The 11,312-nt window shown below is 68.1% G+C and carries 14 protein-coding genes; 3 read left to right on the forward strand and 11 right to left on the reverse strand.

Annotation, left to right across the window (positions count from 1 at the left end):
• Together ACH5N8_RS07565 and ACH5N8_RS07570 are read left to right on the forward strand one after the other, a co-directional pair.
• Positions 1 to 978, forward strand: coding sequence for a L,D-transpeptidase (locus tag ACH5N8_RS07565; RefSeq protein ID WP_483283111.1), 978 nt, complete (start codon positions 1 to 3; stop codon positions 976 to 978).
• A gap of 20 nt (positions 979 to 998) precedes the next feature.
• Positions 999 to 1,472, forward strand: a complete 474-nt coding sequence (locus tag ACH5N8_RS07570) for a hypothetical protein (protein WP_483283112.1) — start codon at positions 999 to 1,001, stop codon at positions 1,470 to 1,472.
• Here ACH5N8_RS07570 and ACH5N8_RS07575 read toward each other — a convergent pair.
• The gene (locus ACH5N8_RS07575) at positions 1,463 to 2,272 is read right to left on the reverse strand and encodes a M90 family metallopeptidase (protein WP_483283113.1); all 810 of its coding nucleotides are present in this window, start codon (positions 2,270 to 2,272) and stop codon (positions 1,463 to 1,465) included. The two genes, ACH5N8_RS07570 and ACH5N8_RS07575, sit on opposite strands and share 10 nt — an antisense overlap.
• Positions 2,273 to 2,359: 87 nt before the next feature.
• Between ACH5N8_RS07575 and ACH5N8_RS07580 the strand changes: the two genes are divergently transcribed.
• Positions 2,360 to 3,325 carry a magnesium and cobalt transport protein CorA gene (locus tag ACH5N8_RS07580; RefSeq protein WP_483283114.1) on the forward strand — a complete coding sequence of 322 codons (966 nt, stop codon included), beginning with the start codon at positions 2,360 to 2,362 and terminating at the stop codon, positions 3,323 to 3,325.
• Positions 3,326 to 3,374: 49 nt separating this feature from the next.
• Here ACH5N8_RS07580 and ACH5N8_RS07585 read toward each other — a convergent pair whose 3' ends face one another.
• The 10 genes from ACH5N8_RS07585 to ACH5N8_RS07630 all read right to left on the reverse strand — a co-directional run bounded on the left by ACH5N8_RS07585 (position 3,375) and on the right by ACH5N8_RS07630 (position 11,090).
• Complete coding sequence (locus tag ACH5N8_RS07585) at positions 3,375 to 3,611, reverse strand: hypothetical protein (RefSeq protein ID WP_460028502.1); 237 nt, start codon at positions 3,609 to 3,611, stop codon at positions 3,375 to 3,377.
• A 192-nt stretch (positions 3,612 to 3,803) separates the two neighbouring features.
• Positions 3,804 to 4,637, reverse strand: a complete 834-nt coding sequence (locus ACH5N8_RS07590; RefSeq protein ID WP_460028501.1) for a F0F1 ATP synthase subunit gamma — start codon at positions 4,635 to 4,637, stop codon at positions 3,804 to 3,806.
• Positions 4,621 to 6,123, reverse strand: a complete 1,503-nt coding sequence (locus tag ACH5N8_RS07595; protein WP_483283115.1) for a F0F1 ATP synthase subunit alpha — start codon at positions 6,121 to 6,123, stop codon at positions 4,621 to 4,623. The genes ACH5N8_RS07590 and ACH5N8_RS07595 overlap by 17 nt, the downstream gene beginning before the upstream one ends.
• Entirely contained in the window at positions 6,113 to 6,862 is a 750-nt protein-coding gene (locus tag ACH5N8_RS07600; RefSeq protein WP_483283116.1) for a F0F1 ATP synthase subunit delta, read from the reverse strand. Before ACH5N8_RS07600 ends, ACH5N8_RS07595 begins: the two co-directional genes overlap by 11 nt.
• Positions 6,859 to 7,137: an ATP synthase F0 subunit C gene (gene atpE, locus ACH5N8_RS07605; protein WP_460028498.1), complete on the reverse strand. Its 279-nt coding sequence runs from the start codon at positions 7,135 to 7,137 to the stop codon at positions 6,859 to 6,861. Before atpE ends, ACH5N8_RS07600 begins: the two co-directional genes overlap by 4 nt.
• Positions 7,134 to 7,844 (reverse strand): F0F1 ATP synthase subunit A, encoded by a 711-nt coding sequence (locus tag ACH5N8_RS07610; RefSeq protein WP_483283117.1) that lies wholly within the window; start codon positions 7,842 to 7,844, stop codon positions 7,134 to 7,136. The genes atpE and ACH5N8_RS07610 overlap by 4 nt, the downstream gene beginning before the upstream one ends.
• The gene (locus tag ACH5N8_RS07615; protein WP_483283118.1) at positions 7,844 to 8,116 is read right to left on the reverse strand and encodes an AtpZ/AtpI family protein; all 273 of its coding nucleotides are present in this window, start codon (positions 8,114 to 8,116) and stop codon (positions 7,844 to 7,846) included. Before ACH5N8_RS07615 ends, ACH5N8_RS07610 begins: the two co-directional genes overlap by 1 nt.
• Entirely contained in the window at positions 8,113 to 8,517 is a 405-nt protein-coding gene (locus tag ACH5N8_RS07620) for a F0F1 ATP synthase subunit delta/epsilon (protein WP_483283119.1), read from the reverse strand. Before ACH5N8_RS07620 ends, ACH5N8_RS07615 begins: the two co-directional genes overlap by 4 nt.
• The gene (gene atpD / locus ACH5N8_RS07625) at positions 8,514 to 9,914 is read right to left on the reverse strand and encodes a F0F1 ATP synthase subunit beta (RefSeq protein WP_483283120.1); all 1,401 of its coding nucleotides are present in this window, start codon (positions 9,912 to 9,914) and stop codon (positions 8,514 to 8,516) included. The genes ACH5N8_RS07620 and atpD overlap by 4 nt, the downstream gene beginning before the upstream one ends.
• Positions 9,915 to 10,667: 753 nt before the next feature.
• Positions 10,668 to 11,090: a bacteriohemerythrin gene (locus ACH5N8_RS07630; RefSeq protein ID WP_483283121.1), complete on the reverse strand. Its 423-nt coding sequence runs from the start codon at positions 11,088 to 11,090 to the stop codon at positions 10,668 to 10,670.
• Positions 11,091 to 11,312: the final 222 nt, after the last annotated feature.

Here is an 11,312-nt window from a genome sequence, read left to right on the forward strand (position 1 = left end):
ATGAATGCCCGCTCCTTCGCCTGCCGGCGCTCCGCCGCGCGCCTGCTCCTGGGTCTGTCCCTGCTGCTCCCCCACGCGTTCGCCCAGGCGGTGAACGGCGGTGCCGAAGGGCCCTGGGACGGGTTTCCGAGAACCCACCAGGTGCCACGCTACGAGGACGACCCCGGGGCCGACCCCGGCTACCGCTTTGGCGTCACCCAGTCGTTCTCGCCCTACCGCGATCCCGACCGGACCGAAGCCCTGCCGCTGCCGAACCCGCTGGATGATCCCGATTTCGCCAGTTACAACCTGATCGTGGTGGTGTCCAAGGCCGACGATCCCTTCTGGGGGCGTGAGCAGACCCTGCGCGTCTACAAGCGGGGCGTGGGCCTGCTGTACTACTGGCTGGTGTCGACCGGCATGGCGGGGCACGAGACGGCCGCCGGCTATTTCAGCCCGAAGAGCTTTTCCTCCCGGCACTGGTCCAGCGAGTACGACGCACCCATGCTGTGGGCGGTGTTCTTCCATGGCGGCATGGCGCTGCATTCGTCGCTGGACCGGGCCTCGATCGCCGACATGGGCAAGGCGGCGGAGTCGCATGGCTGTGTCCACGAGGAGGATTACCGGGCCGAGGAGATGTTTCACCTGATCGGCCAGAGCGGCTACGGTCCGGTCGACCAGATCAACGAGCGCACCGGCCGGCGCACGGGGCGGACGGTGAACGGCTACAAGGCCCTGATCATCATCGGGCCGGTGACGCCCTGGACCGGAACCCGCACCGCCGATGCGGGCGGCGATGCCGGGCAGCCAGCCGACGCCAGGCCGGTTGCCACGCGCCTGGTGCTGCCGGCCGCCGGGCCGGACAATGCCGGGGACAGCCCGGCATCCGTGGGGGTGGAAACCGCATCGCCGGCGCCGGCCGATGCGTCCGCCACCGGCAATGCGGCCTGGCCCCCGGATGCCGGCGATCCGCAGGACCAGGAGCAGGCCGGCTTCTAGCCGGCGGGAGAGAACGGCGCATGTTCCTGCCATTGCCCGCTGGCGTCCGCTGCCGGTTCCGTCGGGCCGCAATGCCGGCCATCTGCCTGATGCTGGCCGGCTGCGCCGGGAACGGCGAGGCGCTCAACGCCGGCAACGAGCAATTGCTGGCCGCGGCGGGTTTTCATCTCTACTCGCCGAAAAATGCCGAGGAGGAGGCCAACCTCAAGGCCATGCCGCAGCGCAGGGTCGTCTACATGAACGGGGCCGCCAAACCCACCTATCTGTACGCCGACCATGACGATTGCGACTGCATCTATGTCGGCGGGCAGGCGGAGGCCGACCGGTTGCAGCAGCTGGCGACCCGGAAGCAGGCTGCCGACGACAGCAGGTTTCAGGCCCAGTCGGGCCCGATGCTGTACGGCTGGGGTGGCCCGTACGTCGGCATGGACATGTTCCCCATGGGGGGTCTGTACGGCATCGGCGGCATGGGTGTGATGGGCGGCTACTGGTGAGCCGCGGCGTCCGCTCCCGGAGCATCCGGGGGCCTGGCCAGGGCCAGCGGGTCCTGCCGATAGAACCGCCGCAGCTGATCGTAGACCTCGGGATAGGCCGCCTGTAGCCGGGCCGGCCGTTCGAAGAACGACTCGCTGGCCACCGCGAAGCACTCGCCCGGCGAGGTGGCCGCGTAGCTGTCGATGGGACCCGCGATGCCGCCCGCCAGCTGCGCGTTCATATCCGCGAACGCCGCCGAGAAGGCGCGCCGCCAGTCGGCCGCCCGCATCGCCGGGTGCAGGGGCGGGAAGCCGTCCGCCTCGCCGTTGAGCATGTCCAGCTGGTGCGCCATCTCGTGGATGACGACGTTGTAGCCTTCGCCCAGCCCGGAGGCGAGGACATCGGCCCAGGACAGGACCACCGGTCCGCGCTGCCAGGCCTCGCCCTGCCGGATTTCGGTCCATTCGTGCATGACGCCGTCCGCGTCCAGCTCGCGCCGGGGCTTCAGGAATTCATCGGGGTAGACGATGAGCGTCTGCCAGTCCCCGTACCAGTCCAGGCCCAGGTTGAGGATGGGGTAGCAGGCCTGCGCCGCGATGTGTCGCCGCTGCGCCGCGCTGAGTATCAGGCCTTGCACCGGCAGGACCGACTTGCCGTGCAGGAACAGCACGGTGAGATCGTGCAGACGCTGCCGTTCCGCGGCCGGCAGGTCGCGGAGAATGGGCAGCCCCGCCAGGGTTTCGGCCCAGTCGCGGGGGGCGATGGCCTGCCGTTGCAGGATGCGCCGCTCGCGCCAGCGCCGCAGCGAGGGTAGCCGCATCAGGCCGCCAGGGCGCTGCCCCGGCGGTGCGGGGAGCCTTGCCCCGCAGAGGATTCCTTTTCACCACTCAACGCCAATGTTCCATCCATGACCATGAATTTTGCCGCCTATCAGCATGCCCGGCGCCTGCCCGACATCAAGTTCGATCAGATCAATACGGTGCTCGGCCAGCCCGAGGCCTTCATCTGGCTGACCATCAAGGACCCGACGCCGGCGCAGCTGAAGCGTATCAAGAACCAGTTCCAGCTGCACGAACTGGCTGTGGAGGACGCCAGTTCGGCGCATCAGCGGCCCAAGCTGGAGAGCTACGGCGATACCCTGTTCATCGCCGCCCATACCGCCAGGCTGCGCGACGACGACACCACCCATGGCGAACTGCACGGCTTCGTCGGTCGACAGTTCATCATTCTCATCCAGCACGGCGGCACCATCCGTTACGACCGGGTCCAGGCCCGCTGCGAAGCGGAACCCGGGCTGTTCGCGCACGGCCCCGGCTTCGCCCTCTATGCGGTCCTCGACTACCTGGTCGATCACTTCATCCTCATCGCCGCGCACCTGCAACGGAAGCTGGACGCGCTGGAGACCGAGATCTTCGAGAACCAGCTCGATGCCACGTCCATCGAGAGCCTGTACGCGCTCAAGCGTGAGGTGGCGCGGCTGCACAACGCCGCCTCGCCGATCTCAGGCATCTGCGCGGAACTGATTCGCCTGCATCCGGAGATCGCGGTGCGCGAGCTGCACCCGTACTATCGCGATGTCGAGGACCATGTCGAGCGGATCATCCGCAGCAGCGGCATGCTGCGGGAAGCCCTGTCCGACGCCATGCAGGTCAATCTGGCCCTGGTCACCGTGCGCCAGAACGAGGTCGTCAAGCGGCTCGCCGGCTGGGGCGCGATCCTCGGCATTCCGACCATGGTATTCAGCATGTACGGCATGAACTTCAAGCACATGCCGGAGTATGACTGGCCGCTGGGTTATCCGGCCACCCTGTTGCTGACAGCCTTCGCCTGCCGCGAGCTGTACAAGAAGCTGAAGGCGTCCGGCTGGCTGTAGGGGAGGGGGCCCGGGCGCGGGCCGGGTCAGCCCGCCCGCGCCGCGGTCGTCAATGACAGCTCATGCAGCCGGTATCGGTTTCGCCGCCGTTTTTCCGGCCGCTCACCACGCGGCTGGAGGCCCGCATCAGGGCGATGCGGACGGCGCCGGTCAGCGCCATGCCGAGCCCCAGGCGGGTGGCAAAGGCCGGAACCAGGATCAGGGAGGCGAAGGCCAGGCCGGTGCCGAGCAGCATGGCGCCGGCTTTCGGGGATGCGGACGGGATCAGGGCTTGATTGGCGGCCAATGCGGTTTCCTCGGATGCTCGGATGAAAGATCGGGCGTGACAACCATCAGGAAACAATGATCATGCCATCCCGGCAATCCCCTGCTTTCCATGGGGATTCTGGCCTGGCCCGCGGGGCGGGCGCGGAAAATGCGTGACTTCACGCAGCGGGCTGTGGCATTTGCCGCACGTTCCGGCGGCGGCCCGGACCGGTCAGGCATCGGCCGGGATGCCGGCCGACAGCAGGATGACCTCGATCTCCTCGGTGATGTCCTCCTGCCGCTGGGCGTTGTAGGCCAGCCGCAGCCGGTCGCGATCCTCGTCCAGGCGGTTGAGGGCGGTCTGCATGTGGGCATGGCGCTGGCGATTTTCGGCCAGCAGGGAGCTGTACAGCACCTGATTCAGCGCGGCATGCAGATAGTGCCGGGTCAGGCCTTGCAGCAGCCGCGGCAGCGGCAGCGTGACATCCGGCGGATAGGCGCGCCGCACCGGCGCCAGCGCCGGCTGCATGGGCAAGAGCTGCCGCAGGCGCAGCCGGCCGGGTTCGGCGTCGTGGTGCAGCGCGCTCAGGCAGTGCCCCCGCCATGCCGGGGTCGCAGCCAGCTCGCTGAGCGCCGCGGTCAGGCGCAACAGGACTTTCGGCACCTCATCGGCCAGGCTGGCGCCGGCCAGTTCGAGCAGGGGCTGGGCCGAGGTGCCCAGCCGGCTGGCCAGCCGCTGACCGACGCTCAGGCAGGCCATGCCAGCCGCCGGTGCCCGCGCCTGCCAGCCGGCCAGCAAGACGTCGTTGAAATCGCCGCAGAAACCCTGCTCGGAGCCGACCAGGATGCAGATGGCCGGCCCGGTTTCGGCCAGGTCCGGCGCCGGGCGGGTGGCAAGCACATCGGCCGCGGCCTGTTCGATGGTGTCCAGCATGCGCCGCTGGGCCGGCAGGCTGTCCTCCAGGGCACGAATCTCCATCAGCGAAAGGCCGCGCATGGCCGAGAGAATGCCGGCGATGTCGCCGAGGGCGCCCAGCCGCCGCGCCAGTTCACGCCGCCGGCTCATGGCCGGTATCGCGGCAGCGGGCCTGCACCGCCTGCTGCCAGTCTTCGCGGGGCGAACTGAGGGTCAGCGGGCTATCCCCGAGGCGGTGCAGCAGCCGGCTCAGGGCGTCCGCGGCCTGCTCCAGCGGCAGATCGTCGAAGCAGCCGTCGTTGTAGGCGATCAGCCAGCCGAGATGCTGCTCGGGCGTCAGCGGCGACAGGCGCTCCTGCTTCAGCAGTTCGCGCAGCAGGCGTCCCCGGCGGATGCGGGCCTCGACGCTGGCTTCGAGCCGCGAGCCGAAGCGGGTGAATATCTCCAGTTCCTGGAATTGCAGGTAGTCGAGCTTCATGCGCCCGGCCTCGGCCTTGATGGCGGGATATTGCGCCTTGCCGCCGATGCGCGAGACCGAGCGGGTGACATCGACCGCCGGCAGGAGACCGGCGGCGAACAGGCGGGCATCGAGATAGATCTGGCCATCGGTGATCGAGATCAGGTTGGTCGGGATGTAGGCAGACAGCTCGCCCTGCTCGGTTTCCACCAGCGGCAGGGCGGTCATGCTGCCGCCGCCATGCGCCGGGGACAGCCGCGTGGAGCGCTCCAGGAGGCGTGCATGCAGGTAGAAGATGTCGCCCGGATAGGCCTCGCGCCCCGGCGGGCGCCGCAGCAGCAGGGAAATCTCGCGGTAGGCGCGGGCATGGGTGCTGAGATCGTCGTAGACGATCAGCACGTCGCGGCCCGCCGTCATCCAGGCTTCGGCGATGGCACAACCGGCGAAGGGGGCCAGGTATTTCAGGCCCGCCATGGCGGTCGCCTCGGCGACCACCACGCAGGTATGTGCCAGGGCTCCGGTCTGCCGCAGGGTTTCGAGCGTGGCGACGACCGCCGAGCGCTTCTGGCTGATGAGGACATAGACGCAGAGCACCCCACGGCCGCGCTGGGCGATGACGGCGTCCAGGGCCAGCGCGCTCTTGCCGGTGCCGTTGTCGCCGATGATCAGCTGCCGCTGCCCCTTGCCGATGGGGATGAGGGTGTCGACCAGCTTGCAGCCGGTGATCAGGGGCTGGTCGACGAAATCCCGCGCCAGAATGGGCGGGGAGGGGGCTTCCAGCGGTTGGCGCGCCGTGGTGCGCGGCGGCAGGCCGCCATCGAGAGGTTTGCCCAGGGGGTCGAGCACGCGGCCCAGGCAGGCGTCGCCGGCGCCGATGTCGAGCGTCCGGCCGGTCAGGGCGGCGGCGGTTCCGGCGGTCAGCCCGCAGTCGCCGCCGCCCGGGTCGAGCACGATGACGCCGAGGCGTTCGGCGCCGAGGTGAAAGACCAGCCCGCTGCCGCCGTTCTCGAATCGCAACACCTCGTCCAGCGCCGCGGACGGCAGGCCCTGGACCCAGGCGATGCCGTCGCCGATGGCCGCGATGCGGCCGTGCTCCTCCAGGCGCAGACGGAAGCCATAGTCCCGCAGCCAGCCGGCCTGGCGCGCCAGGGGGGAAGCCGGCGGGAACTCAGCCGGCATGGTTGGCGGCGGCGGCGAAATCGGCGATGTCGTCGGCCAGGTTCAGGCGCAGTTGCCAGGCACCCAGGGCGATGCGGAAGCCCGCCAGCAAGGCGGGATCCTCGGCAAAATCGATGGCCAGCGGACACTCCAGACGCTGGGCAAGGGCGTCGCCGAGGCGGGCACGCGCGGCCGGCGGCAAGGGAAAGGCGCTGACCACCCGGAAGCCGTCGGGCGATGCGTCCAGATCGGCCCGCAGCCGTGCCAGGGTATCGCCCGGCAGCTGCCGCCAGTCGTCCAGCAGCAGATCGAGCAGGTGGTGCTCCACCGCCGGGGCGGACAGACGGCCGAAGACCACCCGGGCGAAGCGCTGCGCCTGGGCGATGGCAGCGGTTTCCAGTTCGTGCCGGCGGAGCGCCTGCTGCCGCGCCTCGATGGCCGCCTGCCGGGCGCGCTCCTCCGCCAGCTGCTGCTCGAGCGCCTCCAGCCGGCGGCCGCGCTCCCGTGCCAGCTCGTCCTGCAGCTGGGCCAATGCCCGCGCCTTCTCGCGTTCCCAGTCGGCCAAGCGCGCCGCGTATTGGGCCTGCTGCGTCCGGGCGCCCGTTTCCAGCTCCCACGCCGCGGCCAGGGTGCTGTCGATGGCGGCGCGCCGCTGGGCCAGGATGGCGAGCACCGGCTGATAGAGAAAGCGCTTGAGAATCCAGACCAGTGCCAGAAAGTTGACGATTTCCAGGCCGAAGGTGGTCCAGTCGAGGTTCATGGGGCGCCCGTATCGAGGAAATATTCCAGCAACGGATTGCGGAACAGCAGGATCAGCACGACCACCAGCACATAGATGGCCAGGGATTCGATCATCGCCAGGCCGATGAACAGCGTGCGGGTGATGGATTTTTCCGCTTCCGGCTGGCGTGCCAGGGATTCCAGCGCCTGAGTGATGGCCCGGCCCATGGCCAGGGCGGGAAAGATGATGCCCGCGGCGATGACCAGGCCGGCCACCACCGTGGAGACCAGGGCAAACCAATGGATGTCGCTCATGTCGTGTCCCCCGTTGCGTGCGAATCGGTCGGCGGCGGTGCTTCCGCCGGCGGCTCGCGGGATTGCATGCCGCCGGCGATGTAGATCAGCGCCAGCATGCCGAAAATATACGCCTGCACCAGGGCCTCGATGACATGCAGCATCAGCACCGGTACCGGCACCAGCAGTCCGGCGACCAGCAGGACCAGCAGTGCCGCCATTTCCAGGCTCATGATGTTGCCGAACAGGCGTACCGCCAGGGCCAGGGTGCGCGAGAGTTCGCCGAGGAGGTGGAACGGCAGCAGGATCGGGCTGGGCGCGAGATAGTGCCTGAGGTAGGCGCCGAGCGAACTGGCGCGGATGCCGAAGCCGTGCACGGCGAGAAACACCACGACGGCGAGGGCGGCGGTGGCGGAAAGGTCGCCGGTCGGCGAGTCGAGGCCCGGCACCAGCCCCGCCAGATTGGCGATGGCGATGAACAGCCACAGGGTGCCCATGAACGGGATCAGGGGCGTCGAACGTCCCGGCAACACCGCGGCGATGGCGGCATCGATGGCCTGGACCAGGCCTTCCAGGGCGGTCTGCACCAACCCGGGGCTGGCGACCGACAGCCGGCGCGTCGCCAGCCAGCTGGCGCCGGCCATCAGCAGCATGATGCCCCAGGTCGTCACCACGGTACGGGTCACGCCGAACGGGCCGACCTGGAAAACGGCGCCGATGTTGTCCATCACCCGTACCGGCGGATGAAACGCCAGACGTTGAAGATGCCCAGCGCCAGGCCCAGCAGGATGCCGTTGACGGTCCAGTGGGTGGCATAGCCGGGCTGCTGGCTGTCCAGCCAGCGCCCCAGGTAGGCGCCGCCGATCAGCGGCAGGAGGAAGAGGATCGACAGCGTGCCGAGGAACACGGTCTGCGCCAGCGCCGTGCGCCGGCCGCGCTCGGCCGAGCGGATGCGCTCGCTGTGGCGGCGGACTTCGCGGTGCCAGTGTTCGTCATTCATGCGTGTCCTCCTTCCAGCCGGCGCAGGCGCAGGTAGAGCTCATGCTCCAGGCGTTGCAGATGATCCTTCACCGTTTTCAGCTCGGCTTCCTCGCGGGCCAGCTGTCCCCGCAGCAACTCGGCAACGCGCTCGTAGTCCTCGTCCAGCCGATAGCGCCGGGTCGCCAGCCGCAGGCAGTTGTCGGCAAAATACAGAATCCCGCCCGGACAGGCCAGGTAGCGCCAGCCGGACCCGGCCACCTGGAACCGGGCGAGGCCGTAGTCCAGCACCGTGATCAAGGGCGCCCGGCCGGGCAGGATGCCGAAACTGCCACTTGCGTCCTGGCCGGTGAACAGCACGACGTCGGCAATGCTTTCCTGCCGGGTCGCGCCCTGCAACTGCAATACGAAGCCCGTGCTCATGCCGGCGTCGCCTCGGCCAGCGCGCCGCGCATGTAGCAAGCCTCTTCCGGCCAGGCATCGATATCGCCGCGCAGCAGCGCCTCGCAATCGTTCAGGGTGGCTGCCAGCGCCACGGCGGCGCCGGGAATGCCGGTGTGCCCGGCGACCACGAAGAAGGGCTGGGTCAGGTAGCGCTCCAGCCGCCGGGCCCGTTGCACCAGCTGGCGATCGCTGGCCGACAGCGCCTCCAGCCCGAGCATGGCGATGATGTCCTCCAGGTCGCGATAGCGCGCAAGATGCTCGCGGACCGCCTGGGCCACGCGGTAGTGGCGGTCGCCGACCACCGCGCGATCCAGCGCCCTGCTGCCGGAGGCCAGCGGGTCGACGGCCGGGTAGATGCCCTTGGCGGCCTGCTGCCGGGAGAGAATGACGGTGGTGTCGAGGTGCGCCAGGATGGCCTCCACCGCCGGATCGGTCATGTCGTCGGCGGGAACGTAGACGGCTTCCACCGCCGTGATGCTGCCGCTGCGGGTGGACAGGATGCGTTCCTGCAACTCCGCCACCTCGGACAGCAGGGTCGGCTGGTATCCCACCGTGGCTGGCATGCGTCCCAGCAGGCCCGACAGTTCGCTGCCGGCCTGCACGAAGCGGAAGGCGTTGTCCAGCAGGAACAGGACATCGCGGGCGACGTGGTCGCGCAGGTATTCCGCGTAGGTCAGTGCCGACAGGGCGACGCGGTAGCGGACACCGGGCGACTCGTCCATCTGTCCGAAGACCATCAGGGTCCGCGGCATGACGCCGGCATCCTGCATGTCGTGCCAGAGCTCATGCCCCTCGCGGATGCGCTCGCCGACACCGGCGAACACGGACACGCCACGGTGCAGACGCACGATGGCGTTCATGAACTCCATGATCAGCACCGTCTTGCCGACCCCGGCACCGCCGAACAGGCCGGTCTTGCCGCCGCGCACGAAGGGGCAGAGCAGGTCGATGACCTTGATGCCGGTGAGCAGGATCTCGCCGACGCCGACGGTTTCCGACAGCGGCACGGGCGGTGCCACGATCGGCCGGCGGTGGGTGTCGTCCAGTGGCGGACCGCCGTCCAGCGGCCGGCCAAAGAGATCCAGCAGGCGGCCCAGGCAGCCGGGCGTGACCGGTATCGCCAGTCCGCCACCACCATCGAAGACCGGCATCCTGCGTTTCAGCCCGCAGGTCCGGTGCAGGGCCACGGCCCGCACACGCCGTTCGTCGAGATGGCGCAGGACCTCCAGCCGGCAGGGCTCACCGCTGAGCCACACCTGCACGGCCCGGTGCAGGGGCGGCAACCGCGCGCAGCGGATGTCGACCACCGCCCCCTGGACGTCCTCGATGAAGCCCAGCGCGACGGGCTGAAGGTTCGCATCCGCTGCATTCGCCAAGGCGTTACCCCGCTTTCATGGACCGATACCGGATGTTATCCCGCCGGGCCTGCCAGGGCAAAACCCGGGTACCGGCCGGGCATCCGCTGCCGTTGGCCGCCTTTCCCGCATGTCATCATCGGCCCCCGGGTGCTGTTGCCGTCGTGGGGCCAGTTGCCCACCCTGAACGGGTACGGGTCGAAGCCCAGCCCCCTGGTCGGGATGTCCGCCGGAATCGAACGGCCCGAACAGGCTGGGTGTGGTCGACAACAGCGGCGGTGGCGAAAAGTTGGTTGAGGATGTGCCCGCGCCTTTGAAATCGGTCTGCGAGAACACGTTGAACGGGTAGTTCTGCACCTGCGGTATGCCATAGTTCGGGAATACCGGCACGTTGACGTTGAGTGGCTGCGCGAAGCCGCACTGAGTCGTCATCGAATCCAACCTTTTTTGTCAGCCAGCAGAGGGGGATCTTCCGGAAAGCGCGTCGGTTTCCACGCGAGATATCGCCGCAAGCCGTTGATTTTAATGGAATTTTGCGTTCGCGGGAATGTTTTTCAGGGCGCCCCGAACGCCTGCAAGAATGTGGACGGGCGAGGAGCGATATATGAAGTTTTGAAACTTGCCGATGTTGGGCGCGGACGGGAAGGATCCGCATGAGCAGCGGTGGTTTTGGCAGGGTTAAAAAGGGGCAGGGGAGGCGAGTTTGACGCCCGATGTCGGCATGGGTGTCACGACACCCATGCATCATGGAGTCGAAACCCTGCCCCCGGGTTTTTACAGCTCACCTGTACGAGACGGAATAGACGTCGGGGATTGGCCCAGATGCCGGCCGATCTTGCTGTCCTCCTGTGTCACATGCTGGACGAACCAGTCGATCAGGAAGCTTTCCACTTGGCCGGCGTCGATGGCACAGATCTGCAACCCCAATATCTTGTTGTTCAGCATCTCGATCAGAGTGTAGTGCAGCAGCCGATGGGCTTCCAGATCGGGATAGCCGCTATCGGCCATGACATTTTCCTCACTGTAGAAGTGGAAGCGGGCGTAGAGGGAGAGTTCGTTGAGGATACGGTTCAGCTTGACGGGCGAGGCGCCCGACCGGCGGGCCAGGTGAAAATCGTTGACCAGGCACAGGAACGTCTGGTGCTCGTGGTCGATCCGCACATGACCGATGGCAAACTCCTGGGACCAGGTAATCATCGATATCGGTTTTTTCGTGAAACGTGAGGTGGCGGGCGCAGCAGGCGTCCCGGTGACGATAAAAAATTTATTGTCTGGTTATTAGACGAAACCGTCCCGTGGCGCTAGAGTCACTCGTGCAGGCCGGGCCCAGCGTGCCCGGCGCGCCAGAAGCGCCGGATGGCTGGCGGACACCCTGCCATTCGCGACCGTTGCGGTGTGGCGTCGGCCACCTCAAGGAGA

The sequence above is a fragment of the Methyloparacoccus sp. NF-16 genome, from assembly GCF_056880625.1.